15 protein-coding genes are annotated in these 16,160 nt (G+C 35.2%); 6 read left to right on the top strand and 9 right to left on the bottom strand.

Going from position 1 to position 16,160, the window contains the following annotated elements:
• Positions 1–32 precede the first annotated feature (32 nt).
• From O5633_RS08025 to O5633_RS08010, 4 genes are all read left to right on the top strand, one after another.
• Complete coding sequence (locus O5633_RS08025; RefSeq protein ID WP_269609112.1) at positions 33–1,298, top strand: aminotransferase class I/II-fold pyridoxal phosphate-dependent enzyme; 1,266 nt, start codon at positions 33–35, stop codon at positions 1,296–1,298.
• Positions 1,299–1,319: 21 nt separating this feature from the next.
• Entirely contained in the window at positions 1,320–1,706 is a 387-nt protein-coding gene (gene gcvH, locus O5633_RS08020; RefSeq protein WP_269609111.1) for a glycine cleavage system protein GcvH, read from the top strand.
• A gap of 101 nt (positions 1,707–1,807) precedes the next feature.
• Positions 1,808–4,714: an aminomethyl-transferring glycine dehydrogenase gene (gene gcvP / locus O5633_RS08015; RefSeq protein ID WP_269609109.1), complete on the top strand. Its 2,907-nt coding sequence runs from the start codon at positions 1,808–1,810 to the stop codon at positions 4,712–4,714.
• A 125-nt stretch (positions 4,715–4,839) separates the two neighbouring features.
• A complete protein-coding gene (locus O5633_RS08010) occupies positions 4,840–5,100 on the top strand; it encodes a hypothetical protein (protein ID WP_269609108.1) in 261 nt (86 codons plus the stop codon).
• Positions 5,101–5,103: 3 nt separating this feature from the next.
• Here O5633_RS08010 and O5633_RS08005 read toward each other — a convergent pair whose 3' ends face one another.
• The 7 genes from O5633_RS08005 to rpmI form a co-directional block, all read right to left on the bottom strand.
• Complete coding sequence (locus O5633_RS08005; RefSeq protein ID WP_269609106.1) at positions 5,104–6,249, bottom strand: glycosyltransferase family 4 protein; 1,146 nt, start codon at positions 6,247–6,249, stop codon at positions 5,104–5,106.
• A gap of 36 nt (positions 6,250–6,285) precedes the next feature.
• Positions 6,286–7,479, bottom strand: a complete 1,194-nt coding sequence (locus O5633_RS08000) for an NAD-dependent epimerase/dehydratase family protein (RefSeq protein WP_269609105.1) — start codon at positions 7,477–7,479, stop codon at positions 6,286–6,288.
• A 56-nt stretch (positions 7,480–7,535) separates the two neighbouring features.
• The gene (locus O5633_RS07995; RefSeq protein WP_269609104.1) at positions 7,536–7,703 is read right to left on the bottom strand and encodes a high light inducible protein; all 168 of its coding nucleotides are present in this window, start codon (positions 7,701–7,703) and stop codon (positions 7,536–7,538) included.
• A gap of 49 nt (positions 7,704–7,752) precedes the next feature.
• On the bottom strand, positions 7,753–8,559 hold the full coding sequence (locus O5633_RS07990; RefSeq protein ID WP_269609103.1) for a thiazole synthase: 807 nt from the start codon (positions 8,557–8,559) through the stop codon (positions 7,753–7,755).
• 29 nt (positions 8,560–8,588) lie between these two features.
• A complete protein-coding gene (locus O5633_RS07985; RefSeq protein ID WP_269609102.1) occupies positions 8,589–9,146 on the bottom strand; it encodes a tetratricopeptide repeat protein in 558 nt (185 codons plus the stop codon).
• 143 nt (positions 9,147–9,289) lie between these two features.
• Entirely contained in the window at positions 9,290–9,637 is a 348-nt protein-coding gene (gene rplT, locus O5633_RS07980; RefSeq protein WP_269609101.1) for a 50S ribosomal protein L20, read from the bottom strand.
• 52 nt (positions 9,638–9,689) lie between these two features.
• Entirely contained in the window at positions 9,690–9,887 is a 198-nt protein-coding gene (gene rpmI / locus O5633_RS07975) for a 50S ribosomal protein L35 (RefSeq protein WP_038654742.1), read from the bottom strand.
• 93 nt (positions 9,888–9,980) lie between these two features.
• Between rpmI and O5633_RS07970 the strand changes: the two genes are divergently transcribed.
• Together O5633_RS07970 and O5633_RS07965 are read left to right on the top strand one after the other, a co-directional pair.
• Entirely contained in the window at positions 9,981–11,534 is a 1,554-nt protein-coding gene (locus O5633_RS07970; protein WP_269609099.1) for a SpoIID/LytB domain-containing protein, read from the top strand.
• A gap of 45 nt (positions 11,535–11,579) precedes the next feature.
• The gene (locus O5633_RS07965; protein WP_269609098.1) at positions 11,580–12,896 is read left to right on the top strand and encodes a glycosyltransferase; all 1,317 of its coding nucleotides are present in this window, start codon (positions 11,580–11,582) and stop codon (positions 12,894–12,896) included.
• Positions 12,897–12,905: 9 nt separating this feature from the next.
• On the opposite strand, the gene O5633_RS07960 is transcribed toward O5633_RS07965, so the two are convergent.
• The gene (locus tag O5633_RS07960; RefSeq protein WP_269609096.1) at positions 12,906–14,606 is read right to left on the bottom strand and encodes a DNA polymerase III subunit gamma/tau; all 1,701 of its coding nucleotides are present in this window, start codon (positions 14,604–14,606) and stop codon (positions 12,906–12,908) included.
• A 153-nt stretch (positions 14,607–14,759) separates the two neighbouring features.
• Positions 14,760–16,115 carry an ATP-dependent protease ATP-binding subunit ClpX gene (clpX, locus tag O5633_RS07955; protein ID WP_269609095.1) on the bottom strand — a complete coding sequence of 452 codons (1,356 nt, stop codon included), beginning with the start codon at positions 16,113–16,115 and terminating at the stop codon, positions 14,760–14,762.
• Positions 16,116–16,160: the final 45 nt, after the last annotated feature.

Below are 16,160 nucleotides of genomic sequence, written 5' to 3'. Positions count from 1 at the left end.
TGAAACTTATTTATACTTAATTAAAAACTAATATGTTCATAAATCCTGCAAAAAATTTTGTTGATAAGATAGAAAAAAAATTAGGTTTAACTATTAAAGAAAAGACTGATAGTATAACATATAAATTAGAAAAAGTATTAAAAGCTTTTTCTGATTCTCATCTTAATGTACAACATTTTTCCTCTTTAACAGGATATGGTCATGGGGATTTAGGGAGAGATGTAATTGATAAAATTTTTGCAGATGTTTTAGAAGCAGAAAAAGCAGCAGTCAGGCTTCAAATTGTAAGTGGAACGCATGCTATTACATCATCTTTATTTGGAGTCTTAAGACCAGGGGATAATTTATTATCTGTTACTGGAAAGCCCTATGAATCTCTTGAAGAAGTTATTGGATTAAGGGGTAATGGTCAAGGATCTTTGATTGATTTTGGTATTAATTATGAAGAAGTATCTTTAAAAAATGATGGAAATATAGATTTTATAGCTTTAGAAAAAGCTTTAAATATACCTAGGAAATTAATTTTTATACAACGTAGTTGTGGTTATACATGGCGTCCATCTTTGAGTATTGATGTTATTCAAGAGATTTGTTATTTATGTCATAAGATTCAACCTAATTGTATTTGTTTTGTTGATAATTGCTATGGAGAATTCGTCGAAACTAAGGAACCAACGTCAGTAGGTGCAGATTTGATTGCAGGTTCTTTAATAAAAAATTTAGGTGGAACTATCGTTCCAACTGGTGGATATATTGCGGGAAAAGCTGGTTTAGTTGACAAAGCATGTTGTCGCTTGACTGCGCCAGGCATTGGATCTGAGGGTGGTATTACTTTTGATTTGAATAGAACTATTTTACAAGGACTTTTTCTGGCGCCTCAAATGGTTGCAGAGGCCTTGATTGGTGCTGAAATTATTTCCAAAACGTTCAGCGAATTGGGCTTTCAAGTGTTGCCAACCCCAGGTTCTATTAGAACTGATTTGATTCAAGTAGTAAGAATAGGCGACCCAGAAATTTTACAAATTATTTGTAGGTCTTTTCAGGAGAAATCACCTATTGGATCTTTTCTCGATCCAGTACCTGCACAAATGCCAGGGTATGAAAATAACTTGGTAATGGCTGGAGGAACTTTCGTTGATGGTAGTACTAGTGAATTTTCAGCTGATGCCCCCATGAAGTCTCCATTTGATCTATTTATTCAAGGAGGATCCCATCGCTCTCATGTCAAAATTGCTTTAATTCATGCATTATCTAATTTATTTCAGGCAGGATTGATCAAATTGCCCCAGAATGGTTAAGCGTTTTTTCGTTTTGACGCAATGGCTTTTTCCTTCCCAGATCATTTTCGTTTTGCTGACAGTCATGAATATGCGTTTGCTGATGATGCTTTAGTTCGAATTGGCATTAGTGAATTTGCGGTAGATCAGTTAGGAGATATCGTTTTTGTTGATCTACCAGAAGAGGGGACTGCCATAGTCAAAGGAGAGAGCTTTGGCTCAGTAGAATCAGTAAAGGCTGTTGAGGATATGTATGCTCCAGTTAGTGGAGAAATTGTCCATAGAAACAATTCTATTTTGGCCAGCCCAGAGGAACTTCAAAATGATCCTCATGGCGAGGGGTGGTTATTAATAATTCGTCCTGATAACCCCGATCAATTACAAGAGCTTATGGATTCTGAAACTTATTCCAAGAAAATTGCTGCATAAAATTTAACTGAATAATTTTTTCTTACAACAAATTTGGAAATTTTTCTCTACACTAGCCTTCCTTACAATAATTTAATTTGCTTGTGCTTGAGAACAAGCTCATGTCAAAAGCAGAATTAAAGGATTTAACTTTTAAGTCTCGCCATATAGGTCCAACTAACGAAGATGAAGCTTTAATGCTTAAACATCTTGGTTTTGACACTTCGGAAGAATTCATATCTTCTGTAATTCCTAATGAAATTTTTGATTCTGAAAATTTTGTTGCATCTATACCTGATGGATGTGATCAAAATCAAGCCTTAAAAGAAATCAAAATAATCTCAAAGAAAAATATTGAAAATCGTTCGCTGATTGGGCTGGGTTATCATTCGACTCAGATACCACCAGTTGTACAAAGAAATGTTCTAGAAAATCCCAATTGGTACACAGCTTATACTCCTTATCAAGCAGAAATATCTCAAGGCAGATTAGAAGCCTTATTTAATTTTCAGACTTTAATCAGTGAGTTAACAGGTTTGCCCATATCAAATGCGTCTTTACTTGATGAAGCGACTGCGGCAGCTGAGGCAATAAGTTTAAGTTTGGCTGTTAGAAAAAATAAAAATGCTAATAAATTTTTAGTAGATAAAGAAATTCTCCCTCAAACTTTTGATGTATTAAAAACTCGATGTGAACCATTAGGAATTGTAATTGAGATCTTTGATAACAATAATTTTGAAATTGATAATCATGTCTTCGGAATACTTATTCAGTTACCCGGAAAAAATGGTCGCATTTGGGATCCAACCTCAATAATCGATCAGGCACACAAATTTGATGCAATTGTCACTATTGCAATTGATCCCTTAGCTCAAGTTTTGATTAAACCTATGGGAGAATTTGGGGCAGATATTGTAGTTGGAAGTGCGCAAAGATTTGGTGTTCCTATTGCTTTTGGTGGACCACATGCTGCTTTTTTTGCAACTAAAGAAATATATAAAAGACAAATACCAGGAAGGATAGTGGGTCAATCAGTTGACGTAGAAGGTAATCAGGCTTTGAGGCTTGCCCTTCAGACTAGAGAGCAACACATTCGAAGAGATAAAGCAACAAGTAACATTTGCACTGCTCAAGTATTATTAGCTGTTCTTTCTTCTTTTTATGCAGTACATCATGGTCCAAATGGTCTTAAAGAAATCGCTAAAAAGATTGTTAAATACAGATCATGTTTTGAATCTATTATCACGCATTTAAATTATCCTTTAGAAAAATATTCAGGTTTTGATAGTCTTGATATTTATTGTCCAGAAGCAAAAGAAGTAATTAAGGTTGCTTCTAAGGAAGGATACAACCTGAGAGTTCTCCCTATTGGTTCAGACAATCAAAATATCAAGGGTTTTGGAGTAACTTTTGATGAATTAACTTGTGATGAAGAAATTGATAAATTACATAAAATACTTGCAAAAGTGAAAGGAAAAAAAGTTAATAATCTTTCTACTTTTCTGGATGAAAATTATTCACTAACAGGAATCCCACTTCGAGATCAACCTTGGCTTGAACAATTGGTATTTAACAAATATCAGAGTGAGACTGATTTAATGAGATACATAAATTTTTTAGTTTCGAAAGATTTTTCTTTAGTTCAAGGAATGATTCCTCTTGGCAGCTGCACTATGAAATTGAATGCAGCTGCGGAACTTTTGCCTATTGAATGGAGCGAGTTTTCCTCTATTCATCCCTTTACTCCAAATGTTCAATTAGCTGGATTCAATGAAATAATTAATGATCTTGAAAGTTGGCTGTCAGCTTTAACTGGTTTTCAGGGAGTTTCCCTTCAGCCAAATGCAGGTTCCCAAGGAGAATTTGCTGGTTTGCTTGTAATACGTTCGTGGCATCAATCTCTTGGAGAAGGGCATAGAAATATTTGCTTGATTCCAACAAGTGCCCACGGTACCAATCCAGCTAGCGCGGTCATGTCTGGTTTTAAAGTTGTTTCTGTCAAATGTGATGAATACGGCAATGTTGATTTGGAAGATTTAAGAGATAAATCAAAGATTCATTCAAAGAATTTGGCTGCATTGATGGTTACCTATCCTTCAACTCATGGAGTATTTGAGCCGAATATTCGTGAAATTTGCCAAGTCATTCATCAAGAGGGCGGTCAAGTCTATTTGGATGGTGCAAATCTGAATGCTCAAGTAGGTATTTGCAGGCCTGGATCTTATGGGATAGATGTGTGCCATTTGAATCTTCATAAAACTTTTTCCATTCCTCATGGAGGTGGAGGCCCAGGCGTAGGCCCCATAGCTGTTGCCAGCCATTTGGTTCCTTATCTTCCTGGACATTCAATTGTTAAGTGTGGAGGCGAAAAGGCTATTTCGGCAGTCTCTGCAGCTCCATTTGGCAGTGCTGGAATATTGCCGATCAGTTGGATGTACATTCGAATGATGGGGAAAGATGGTTTACGCAAGGCAAGTTCAATCGCAATCCTCTCTGCTAATTATTTAGCAAAACGACTTGATCCTTATTTTCCCGTTTTATTTAAAGATCCCAATGGCTTGGTAGCTCATGAATGCATATTAGATTTACGACCTTTAAAGAGTCAGGTAGGCATAGAAGTTGAGGATGTTGCCAAGAGATTGATGGATTATGGATTTCATGCACCAACAATTAGTTGGCCTGTTGCTGGAACTTTGATGGTTGAACCAACAGAAAGTGAAAGTTTGTCTGAATTAGATCGTTTTTGTGAGGCTATGATTGGAATTCGCGAAGAAATTGAACAAATAAAATTAGGAAAGATTGATCCTATTAATAATCCTTTAAAACAATCTCCACATACTTTAAAAACAGTTACATCAGATGATTGGGATAGACCTTATTCTCGTAAAGAAGCAGCTTATCCATTGCCTGATCAAGAAAAATATAAATTTTGGCCATCAGTTTCACGTATTAATAATGCTTACGGAGACAGGAATTTGATATGTACTTGTCCTTCAGTTGAAGATTTAGAAGATATTAATTCTATTTGAAGACTGGTTAAAACTTGTTTTATTAGTTAAATTTCAAGCGAAAACTAAATTATTGGTTTTCTTTGGGCTGCTTTGCAATTTTTTCTATTAATCTTTGCTGTAGCTTTAAATTCTATGGGGACCAAATGAATAAAAAGACATCTTTTGATCTTTTAGATCAAATGAAAAAAAAGGATGATTTATCCTTGCCTTCTTTTTCTAATTACTTTGAATCTGTTTTAAATAAAGGAGAACTTTTACAAGTTGCTGGAACTAATGTAGTTAGAGTCCCATTTGGGGTTCGTCAGCCTAAGAAACAAAGGCCAGCCAAACTTTCTCGATGGGCAACTTTGGTATTACCTTTGCAATCATTTGATTCCCCAACTCCGCCGCCTCATGCGGCATAAAAACTAAGCAGCAACATTTTGTTTTTTGTCTAGAACTTCTTCGTAATAACTTTTTAATTGTTTTGTAGCACCTGCCCACCCCCATCTCTCAGCTTCTGAACGAGCAGCTTTTCTCATCGCTATGCGTTCTACTTCGTTGCCCAATAATTTTTTTGTAGCTTGAATTAAACTTAAAGCCCCATCATTTTCTCCATCAGGATTGTACAAACATCCATTTTCTCCATCTGAAATGATATCTGGTATTCCACCTTTATTTGCTCCTACGACTGGGCATCCAGCAGCCATTGCTTCTAAAAGAACTAATCCCAAAGTTTCTGTACTTGAGGGAAAAAGGAAAGCATCACCAGAGGCATAAGCACTTGCTAATTCATTTCCACTTAAATATCCCACAAAGGTAGTTGAGGTTCCTTGAAAAATTTTTTCTAATTGTTGTCTATATGGACCATCTCCAACAAGAGCTAGTCGAGTGTTTGGCAGTGCTTCAAGTACAGGTTTAATTCTTTCAATTTGTTTTTCTGCTGAGAGTCTTCCAACGTAAATCAATAAAGAGCCTTTATCGCTATATTTTCCTAAAAGACGCTTTCTCATTTGTTCGTCTCTTAGTTCTGGCTTGAAAATATCTGTATCAACTCCTCTTTGCCATAAGGCGGTATTTTGAATTCCTTTTTCTGAAAGTTCTTGCACCATTGCAGTGGAAGTACATAGATTAAGAGTTGCTTGATTATGAGCAGCTTTTAACAACTCCCATAAAAGAGGCTCTAACATCCCCATTCCATAGTGTTCTAGATACTTAGGTAAGTGAGTGTGGTAACTGGCTATAAGGGGAATATTGTTCGTTTTAGCTAGCCAAATACCACCTAATCCAAGTACAGCAGGATTAACTACATGTATTAGATCAGGTTTAAACTTTTCTAATTCATCTGAAACGCCTGGACCAGGCAGCCCTAATTTGAGTTCTGGATATAAGGGTAATGGCATCGCTGGGACACCTATAACTTTTGCACCCAGATAGCTTGATGGACAGCCTTCTGGACAAAAAACAGTAACGTCATCGCCTGATTCAACTAAATTCTGAATTGTTTTAGTTAGACGAGTGACTATCCCATCGACTTTGGGTAGGAAAGTTTCTGTAAAGAAAGCTATTTTCACTGAGCGTGTATTTTCAAGATTTTGTACTAGTTAGGTTTAGGTTTTATTGATTGCTTTTGCTTGGGTTGATGTCCATGCAGATACACAAGGTATTCGGTTTAAATCACATCTATTGGAGAATTTTTTTGCGACATTAACAACTTCTTCTAAAAGTCCATTATCGAGAGTTGTGGGATCTAATCCAAGTTCAATAAAACATCGATTATCTACTATTAGATCATTTTCTACTGCTTCGTTTCTTGGGTTTGGAAGATAATTAATTTTTGCTCCAGTGAGAGAGGCTACTTTTTTAGCTAATTCTCCGACTTGGTGACTTTCAGTCATTTGGTTGAAAATTTTTACCCTTTCACCTTTTTCTGGAGGGTTTTCCAGTGCCAGTTGAACACATTTTACTGAATCTTGAATATGAATAAAAGCTCTCGTTTGACCACCAGTACCATGAACTGTTAGTGGATATCCAATAGCAGCCTGCATTAAAAATCGATTTAATACTGTTCCGTAATCACCATCATAGTCAAATCGATTAGTCAGTCTTGGATCACGGCTTGTGACATCAGTATTTGTTCCCCATACAATTCCTTGATGAAGATCAGTGATTCTTATCTGGTCGTTTTTGTTGTAGTAAAGAAAGAGCAATTGATCAAGCGTCTTTGTCATGTGATAAACGCTTCCAGGACTTGCTGGATGAAGGATTTCTTCTTCAAAACGACTGCCATCCGGTTGAGGCACTTCCACCTTTAAGTAACCTTCTGGAATGGTCGCACCTCTATGAGACCCATATCCATAAACCCCCATTGTTCCAAGATGAACAATGTGAATATCTAATTGAGATTCAACAATTGCGGCCAGGAGATTATGAGTTCCATTGACATTGTTATCAACCGTATATCTCTTTGTTGCACTGCTTTTCATTGAATATGGAGCAGCACGCTGTTCAGCAAAATGAATTATTGAATCAGGCTGTTCCTCGATTAACAGATCTAATAGTTTTTGATATTCAGAGGCAAGGTCTAAATGAATAAATTGAATAGGTCTTCCACCTATCTCAGACCAAGCTTTAATCCTTTCTCCAATACTGGTAATGGGAGTTAAGGATTCAACTTCAAGGTCTATATCGATTTTTCGACGACTGAGATTATCCACGATGAATACATCATGACCTTTGTCAGCAAGATTTGCTGCACAAGGCCATCCGCAGAAGCCGTCACCACCAAGAACGAAAACTTTCACTCTAAACTCCAAAAGACAGAGCAAATGCTCATATTATTCAAGCTACTACAAGGGTTTCACTTGATTGTTAAAGAATATGCGATAAGCCCAATTACAAGGATAACTCCAGCAAGGGTAAAAAGCCAAGAACCTTTGTTGCCACTGCTTTCTTTTGTAAGTATTTCAATTCTTGGTTCATCTGCAAAAACGTTAAGCCTGCCTTGACTTTCTTTAGTGACTGCCATGATTTTTTGTTTATTAGCCTATTACGTTACTAATTTTTAACGAATTCCTCTAATTATTTGAAATAACTCCATCTAATGGAGAGCTAGGGTGGGCAAGCAGTTGCTCTTCGAGCCTTCCAGATAGATAAGCATCTCTACCAGCTTCAGTGGCCTTAGAAAAGGCTTCAGCCATTAAAGCGGGGTTTTTAGCCAAAGCAATAGCACTATTTATTAGAACTCCATCTGCGCCCATTTCCAATGCTTGAGCTGCTTCACTGGGAACTCCAATGCCTGCATCAATAATTATTGGAATTCGAGATTCTTCGATAATTATGGCAATGTTTGCTGCATTTTTTATGCCTTGAGCAGATCCAATGGGAGAACCAAGAGGCATAACAGTTGCACATCCAATTTCTTCAAGTTGTTTAGCAATTAATGGATCAGAATTTATATATGGCATGACAGTAAATCCTTCTTTAACTAGTTGTTCTGCGGCTTTTAAAGTTCCAATTGGGTCGGGTAATAAATATTTTTTGTCAGGAATGACCTCTAATTTGACAAAATTATTATTCTCTTGACCAGCTAACTTGGTTAACTCTCTGCCTAGTCGTGCTATTCGTATAGCTTCTTCAGCATTTGAGCATCCTGCAGTGTTTGGGAGCATCCATATACTTTTCCAGTCTATTGACTCCATTAATCCTTTATGTCCATGCTCTAGTCCTTGAATTCTTCTAACTGCGACAGTAACTATTTCACATTTTGTATTTACCAAGCTTTGTTTCATGACTTCTAAGGATGAGTATTTACCAGTTCCAACAAGAAGCCGACTTTTGAATTCTTTATTTCCTATTTTGAGAAATTGATTTGTTTTTTTCATTGGTAAAAATATGATGAATTAAGATTTATTTAGAAACCTTTTTTATTCAATAATTGATCTTTATCTTTTCCAATTATACGTTCAAGTCTTTTAATTTGAGATATTGCAGTTTTGTTATTAGGATCTAGCTTTAAAACCTCTTGATAGTTTTTATAAGCTTCATCTTCTTTTAGTAGTCGTTGATAAGCAAAACCGAGATTATTTAGTGCAACTGGATATTCAGATTTTGCAGTTAATGCTTTTTTGTAATGAATCACTGCTGATTTAAAGTCATTTTGAGCAGCGAGTGCAAAGCCTAATGCATTCTCTATTAGTGCTTTAGCTTCTTGTGGTTCTCCATCTAGTTTCTTTAAGGCTTGTTTTAAAGTTGATGTGGCTTGAGGATATAATCTTTTCTTTAATTGAACAGATGCTAATTCATACATTTTAGCTGAATCTTCTTTTGTATTTGAATCTTCTTTCTCTAATTTTATTAGCTTCATCTCATCTTTTCTTACTTTATACAGTTGTTTTCCTACTAAAATAGCGATAATTACTAAAAGCAGACATAGTCCTATTAAATAAGTTTGAGGAAGATTAACAATCATCGTCTAAAGCTAAAATACTAATTTGTTGAGCATATGCTAATTATTCCTAATCATCATATTCTTAATTTTTGGAATTTCTTCTGTATTCTTTTATCTTAATTAATCATTTATAAGTTTAATAATGAAAAAAGGTTCAAGCATATTTAACTTTTTGAATTAACTGCAATATTTGAGAATGTTTTAGGATCAGTAACAGCTAATTGAGCCAACATTTTTCTGTTTATTATTACATCAGCTTTTTTTAAGCTACCCATAAACTTGCTATAACTTAAGCCATTTAATCTAGCTGCTGCATTGATTCTTGCAATCCAAAGCCTTCTGAAATCGCGCTTTCTTCTTCTTCTGTCCCTATATGCATTACAAAGTGCTTTCATTACTCTTTGATTTGCCGTTCGGAAAAGAGTTCCATTTCCGCCTCTAAATCCTTTGGCTAGACGAAGGATTTTGTTTCTACGTTTTCTAGCAACATTACCTCTTTTAACGCGTGCCATAATTAATAATCAGAAATCAAGAAATTGAATTAATAAACGTTTTTAAGAAGTCTTATGCATAGGGAAGCATGAGGCTTACGTTTTCTGCATCACGTTCATCTACGACTGCTTTTGTTTTAAGGTGCCTTTTTAATTTAGGACTCTTGTGGTCGAGTAAGTGATTGTGAAATGCACGACGTCTCATGAACTTGCCAGTGCCTGTTGCTTTGAACCGCTTTGCAGCAGCTTTGCGGGTCTTGAGCTTTGGCATTGATAAAGCATAGTTAGATTATAAGAATACGTCCTTAAGTTCACTTAAGCCAACCCAAAATTATTAAATTCTTGCTGAAAGGAGATTTTTGTTGTGATTAAAAGTTATTTACCGGTTCAAAAACGTTTCTTGATTTGTGGTTTGCTTCTCTTGATTGGCGGATATGATTCAAATCAAGTTTGTATAGCTAATCCTGGCAAAGTTGAGGTTTTTGCAACTCATCAGGCACTTCCTAATACGCCTTTAATTAGCCTAGAAAAAAATGTACTGCTTGTTGGGATCAAGCCATATTTAGGAAAGGAGATCATTGGTAATAATAATTCGCCATCTTTGAGACTTTTAAGTAATGGCAGAAATTTGATTTTGAAAGATGCTGATGGAATCATTCGAAAGGCTAAAGAAATTAATATTGGTTGGCGAGCAGAAAAATTGCTAAAACCAAAAGTATTTGTTCGTCAGACAATTGGTCCCTTTGCAAGTTTCGAGTCTGCTGAAAGATTGGCAAATGATTTAAAAGATAAAGGTATTGAATCAACTATTGCTCATCCGTTTGATTGGGAGGTTTGGGTTTCGGCTCACATCAAAATTCCACCATCAATTAAGTCGATCTATCAAAAAATAAAAGTTTCAAACACTGTTTTTCCTTATCTAGATGGAAATAATGGAAAGATTGTTCTCAAAGGGCCTATTTCTTTGCGAGCCCCTGATGGGTTGCGCTGGGAGAAGGGAATATACTTGGGTCCTTTTTCCATACAGCCAGATGCATATGGAAGTTGGACTTTAGTTGAGCATGTCCCTATTGAGAGATATTTAAATGGAGTAGTTCCTTATGAAATTGGAGCAAACTCTCCAGCAGCAGCTTTAGCAGCGCAGGCTGTTTTAGCTAGAACTTGGGCTGTGGCTAATAGTCATAGATTCAAAGTTGATGGATACAATCTTTGCAGTGATACCCAATGTCAGGTTTACAAGGATCCATCTAAAGCCAATCAAAAAATTAAAACGGCCATAAAAAAAACTGCTGGTAAAATTTTGACCTGGAATAAAAAGCCAATAAATACCGTTTATCACGCTACAAATGGTGGAGTAATGGCCTCAGTCGATGAAGCTTGGTCAATCAATCAAGTTCCTTATCTGCAAATGCGCTTGGATGGGCCAACACGTTGGACACGTCTGGTTGATTTACCTCTAACAAATGAAAAATATTTGAAATCTTTTTTATTTTCAAAGTCTGAGGCTTTTGGTTCTGATCATCCACTTTTCAGATGGGAAAGAACGCTAGAGTCCTCTCAGATATCTAAACAGTTCAATCAAGCTAAAAAAGTTAGCAGTTCCTTTTATCCAAGTAAAATCAAGGTTGATAAGAGAGGAAGTAGTGGGAGAGTTACTTCTTTGAAAATTGAAGGAAAGAGTGGTTCAGAAATTTTCCTTAAACTTGATGAAATACGACGTGTTCTTAGACAATTACCGAGCACATTATTTGTTGTTAAAGAAATTAAAGAAGGTAAATGGCTTTTTTCTGGTGGAGGCTTTGGCCATGGAGCAGGAATGTCTCAGTCTGGGGCTATAGAATTGGCAAAAAATGGATGGACTACCAAACAAATTCTTTCTCATTATTATCCAAAAACTAAATATGGATTTTTGCCTTAGTGATGAAAGCCTCTTAGAGTGACTAGTTGATAAAAGGACTACTCCATGGCTTTAGCCAAAATCAGTGGAGAAAACCGACGCATTAAATCAATATTGTTTTTGATTTGCTGTGCTTTGGCAGGTGTTACTCCTCATCTGGTGGAGCCTAGCAAGAATTTATTCCCTTCAATTACCTTGGCAGTCTTATTGGGTGGGTATGGGTTAAGAGTTGTTTTAAGAGATCGCAGGGAAAATTATCAATTACAAAAAGATTACCTAATTAAGGATGAAAAATTTTTAGAAACTCTTCCCAAAGTTGATGTGCTGGTGGCAGCACGTGATGAAGAAAATGTAATAGAGAGATTAATTTCAAGACTTTTATCAATTGAATACCCAGAGGAGAAGCTTTCTCTATGGATAATTGATGATGGAAGTCAAGATCGAACATCTGATTTATTAGAAAAATTACGTACAAGCTTCTCTAGAATTAACGTCTTAAGTCGTCCATTTATGAGTGGTGGTGGTAAATCAGGAGCTCTCAATTCTGTATTGAATAAAACGGATGGAGAATGGTTATTTATTCTTGATGCTGATGCACAATTACAGAGCAATATTTTACTTAGAGCAATAGCACTTGCTTTGGATGGTGGATGGTCTGGTGTGCAGTTAAGAAAATCAGTTGTAAATTGTGACTTGAATCCAATTGCTGCGTATCAAGCAATGGAAATGGCAATGGATGCTGTTATTCAAAGAGGGAGACTTGCTTGTGGTGGTGTATCGGAGTTAAGAGGAAATGGTCAATTGATTAATAGAAAAGCTCTTGAATCTTGTGGAGGATTTAATGAACAAACTATCACTGATGATTTAGATTTAAGTTTCCGGTTTTTATTAACCCGATCGCCAATAGTAATTATGTGGGATCCACCAATTCAAGAGGAAGCAGTGGAATCATTGTCGGCTTTATTTCGACAAAGAAAAAGATGGGCTGAAGGAGGCTTGCAAAGGTTTTTTGATTATTGGCCTTTATTGATTTCAAAGCGCTTATCAAATTTTAAAAAATTAGATTTAGCTTGTTTTTTCTTATTACAATATGTCTTGCCAGTTGTGTCATTTATAGATTTTACTGTATCAATTATTTTATTTAAAATGCCCTTATACTGGCCTTTATCTATAGTTGCTTTTGGTATTTCTAGTCTAGCCTATTGGAAAGGATGTTCTCGAAATAGTGAAGGTCCAAGATTGCCTTCCCCTAATTTTATTAATATACTTGGAGCCACAATTTATCTTGCACATTGGTTTATTGTAATACCATTTATAGTATTTAAGATGTCATTATTTCGTAAGACTTTGATTTGGGAGAAAACTGATCATGTTGGTTCTTGAGTAAGTTGTTTATTCAAGATTGACTATTTCTCCATTAAAGAAGTCTGCAAATTGCCTAGCTTTTTGATCAATAGAGCTTGCATCTAAATTATTATTTGATTGTATTTTTTTCTTTTCCTCTAAATTATTTTCATTGATTTCTCTATCAATTTTAAATTCATTTTTTTGTTCAATTTGATTAGAATTGTTTTCACTTTTTTTATAATTAGAGAAGTTTTCTTTTTGTTGTTTTAAAATAACTTTAGTTGCGGATCCTCTTGCTTTGTAAAAAGCATCTTCAATAAGACTTTTTCGACTTTGAATCATATTGATCCACTTTTCTGAAATCAAAATTTCAGCAGAATTTGAGTTCAAATTTATTAATTTTGCTTGTTGTGAAAGTAGCATTTTGGTTGAAGGAAGTTCTAACATCGCTATCACATTTTTCCAAATAGTATCAAGATTTCTATTTTCTCTTAGTTGTGTTTCTTCTTCAAAAGAGGTCTTTTGTATTAATTCTTTTTGATTATTTGATTCTGTTTTCTCTGCAGTATCATTCTTATTTTCAAAATCAGAAAGTTTTATTTTTGTTGTTTTACTAAAGGTTTCTATTTCTTTATTATTTTCTTTTGAATTTTCATCTGAGAGCATTCCTAGTAATTGAATTTCTAACCATAAGTTTGGCTGATTACTATTTCTAATATAGCTTTCTGACCCTTTTAATTTAGCCTGAAGCCTCAGTATTTGATCAAGTTTGATTGAATCTGCTAAGTCTTTTAAATTCTCACTATTCTCTTGTGAAATATTATATAAATTTGTTGGGTTATTTGAGACTTTTTTGACAACTAAGTCTCGTAATATAGATGCTATTCCTTGTAAAATAGCAATTGGTTCTTTACCATGGTTAATTAAGCGAGTGCAAATATTTAAAATAGAATTAGGATCTTTATTTAATAATGATTTGGCTAATATAATTAACTCTTCTTCTGGAACAGAACCTATTAGGTTAATGATATTTGATTGAGTTATTGGTTGAGGAAGTAAACTGACTTGATCAAGTAAGCTTTCTGCATCTCTTAATCCTCCTTGAGAATGCTTTGCAATCAATGCTATTGCCTCTTTGTTGATCACAATCTCTTCTTTTTTAGCAATATTGATTAAATGACTTTCTAAATGATTCAAACCTATTCTTTTAAAATCAAAGCGCATGCATCTACTAAGAATTGTAGGTAAAACGCGTTGAGGATCTGTTGTCGCAAGAATAAATACAACTTGACGAGGTGGCTCTTCTAGGGTTTTTAGAAGTGCATTAAAAGCTGCAGTTGAAAGCATATGGCATTCATCTATGACATAAACTTTCCAGCGAGCTTTTGCAGGAGCAAATTTAGACCTTTCTATTAATTCACGAATATTTTCCACACCAGTATTGGAAGCAGCATCAATTTCAATTACGTCCAATGCATTGCCTAAGTTAATCCCTTTACAGAGTTCACATTCACCACAAGGTACGGTTGTAGCTTTTTCACTTCGTAAACAATTTAAAGATTTTGCAAAAATTCTTGCACTTGATGTTTTACCTGTTCCCCTAGGACCAGTAAATATATATGCAGGTGCAATACGATTACTGGTTAAAGCCTGTTTTAATGTAGATGTAATTGGACCTTGCCCAACAAGCTCGTCAAAGCTATTAGGACGATATTTATGGTGTAATGGCTCATAATTATTTATCATTTGCAATTAAAAATATTTATGAATTTAATTTTGATTTAATTGATCATAATCTAAGTTGAAAATTATTTAAGAAATACTTGACCAATTTAATTCTTCAAGATTTTATGATTTTTCTATTGCCCTCAAAAAAGATATTCAAAAAGTTTATTCTTTCTAGGCAGATTCTTTAACGATCCGCTTTTCATTTGATAATAGCGGAACAACTTTTCCGCCTGTAATTTCATCAACCATTTTTTTTGTTACGTTGAAGCTTTTAATCTTAGTTTGAGATGGAAGGCTATACATTAAATCTAGCATTATTTCTTCAACTATTCCTCGCAAAGCTCTAGCACCAGTTTTTCTTTTATAGGCTTCTTGTGCAATTGCTTCAACAGCATCTTCTTCAAATGAAAGCTCTACATTATCCATGCTTAATAAGGTTCTAAATTGTTTTACCAAGGCATCTCTTGGCTCTGTGAGAATAGATTCAAGAGCTTTAGCATTTAATGGTTCTAATATTGCACTTACAGGCATTCTTCCAATAAATTCTGGAATCAAGCCATATTTCACTAGATCATCAGGCTCTAGGTCATTAATTAAGTCTGCACCAATACGATCTCGATTTGATTTGGTTCTAGCTCTATTTTCATTTGGTATAAAACCAATTGAATTTTTTCCAAGTCTTTTTTGTACTACATCATCTAAACCAACAAATGCTCCACCACATATAAAGAGTATTTGGCTGGTATCAATTTGAATAGAATCACCGTAAGGATGCTTCCTGCCTCCTTGTGGTGGCACGTTAGCAACAGTACCCTCAAGCATTTTTAATAGAGCTTGTTGGACGCCTTCTCCCGAAACATCTCTGGTAATAGATGGGTTTTCACTTTTTCTAGCAATTTTGTCAATTTCATCGATATATATAATCCCTCTTTGTGCTAAGTCGACATCCATATCTGCTTTTTGTAGGAGACGTAAGAGAATGTTTTCTACATCCTCACCAACATATCCGGCTTCAGTAAGAGTTGTTGCATCAGCAACAGCAAATGGAACATCTAGCATTTCAGCTAATGTTTGTGCAAGTAATGTCTTTCCGCATCCCGTTGGGCCAATTAATAAAATATTAGATTTCTGTAATTTTGTTGCTGTTAAATCAGTCTCACCAGATCCATCACCTTTCCATGCAAGTCTCTTATAGTGGTTGTAAACAGCTACTGATAAGATTTTTTTTGCTGGTTCTTGCCCCACTACTTGTTCATCTAAAAACTTTTTAATTTCAATAGGCTTTGGTATGGAAGCCAAAGTTGGAGCAGGTTTAGCTGTTGTTTTGGGAGCTTTACCTTTACGGCTTTGATCATTTCCATTCCTTTGATGAGTTTGATTATCAATTAATTCTTCATCCAAAATTTCGTTGCACAAGTCGATACATTCATCGCATATGTAAACTCCCGGACCAGCAATGAGTTTCCTCACCTGATCTTGTGCCTTGCCACAAAAGGAGCATTTAAGATGGGCCTCAAATTTTGCCATCGAGCTCTAAGAAAAAACAGGTTAGATAGACCGATAATTAATTTT

Origin of the sequence: Prochlorococcus marinus str. MIT 1013 (genome assembly GCF_027359395.1) — a bacterium.
GTDB lineage: Bacteria > Cyanobacteriota > Cyanobacteriia > PCC-6307 > Cyanobiaceae > Prochlorococcus_B > Prochlorococcus_B marinus_E.
The sequence above is the reverse complement of the archived record's forward strand: the minus strand, read 5'-3'. Positions and strand labels throughout refer to the sequence as shown.

What these genes read in the sequence shown, in the direction of transcription:
- O5633_RS08010 (WP_269609108.1), top strand. Translation starts at nt 4,840, where the DNA reads ATGAATAAAAAGACATCTTTTGATCTTTTAGATCAAATGAAAAAAAAG.
- gcvP (WP_269609109.1), top strand. Translation starts at nt 1,808, where the DNA reads ATGTCAAAAGCAGAATTAAAGGATTTAACTTTTAAGTCTCGCCATATA.
- O5633_RS07965 (WP_269609098.1), top strand. Translation starts at nt 11,580, where the DNA reads ATGGCTTTAGCCAAAATCAGTGGAGAAAACCGACGCATTAAATCAATA.
- rplT (WP_269609101.1), bottom strand. Translation starts at nt 9,637, where the DNA reads ATGGCACGCGTTAAAAGAGGTAATGTTGCTAGAAAACGTAGAAACAAA.
- O5633_RS07985 (WP_269609102.1), bottom strand. Translation starts at nt 9,146, where the DNA reads ATGATTGTTAATCTTCCTCAAACTTATTTAATAGGACTATGTCTGCTT.
- rpmI (WP_038654742.1), bottom strand. Translation starts at nt 9,887, where the DNA reads ATGCCAAAGCTCAAGACCCGCAAAGCTGCTGCAAAGCGGTTCAAAGCA.
- clpX (WP_269609095.1), bottom strand. Translation starts at nt 16,115, where the DNA reads ATGGCAAAATTTGAGGCCCATCTTAAATGCTCCTTTTGTGGCAAGGCA.
- O5633_RS08025 (WP_269609112.1), top strand. Translation starts at nt 33, where the DNA reads ATGTTCATAAATCCTGCAAAAAATTTTGTTGATAAGATAGAAAAAAAA.
- gcvH (WP_269609111.1), top strand. Translation starts at nt 1,320, where the DNA reads ATGGCTTTTTCCTTCCCAGATCATTTTCGTTTTGCTGACAGTCATGAA.
- O5633_RS07960 (WP_269609096.1), bottom strand. Translation starts at nt 14,606, where the DNA reads ATGATAAATAATTATGAGCCATTACACCATAAATATCGTCCTAATAGC.
- O5633_RS07995 (WP_269609104.1), bottom strand. Translation starts at nt 7,703, where the DNA reads ATGGCAGTCACTAAAGAAAGTCAAGGCAGGCTTAACGTTTTTGCAGAT.
- O5633_RS07990 (WP_269609103.1), bottom strand. Translation starts at nt 8,559, where the DNA reads ATGAAAAAAACAAATCAATTTCTCAAAATAGGAAATAAAGAATTCAAA.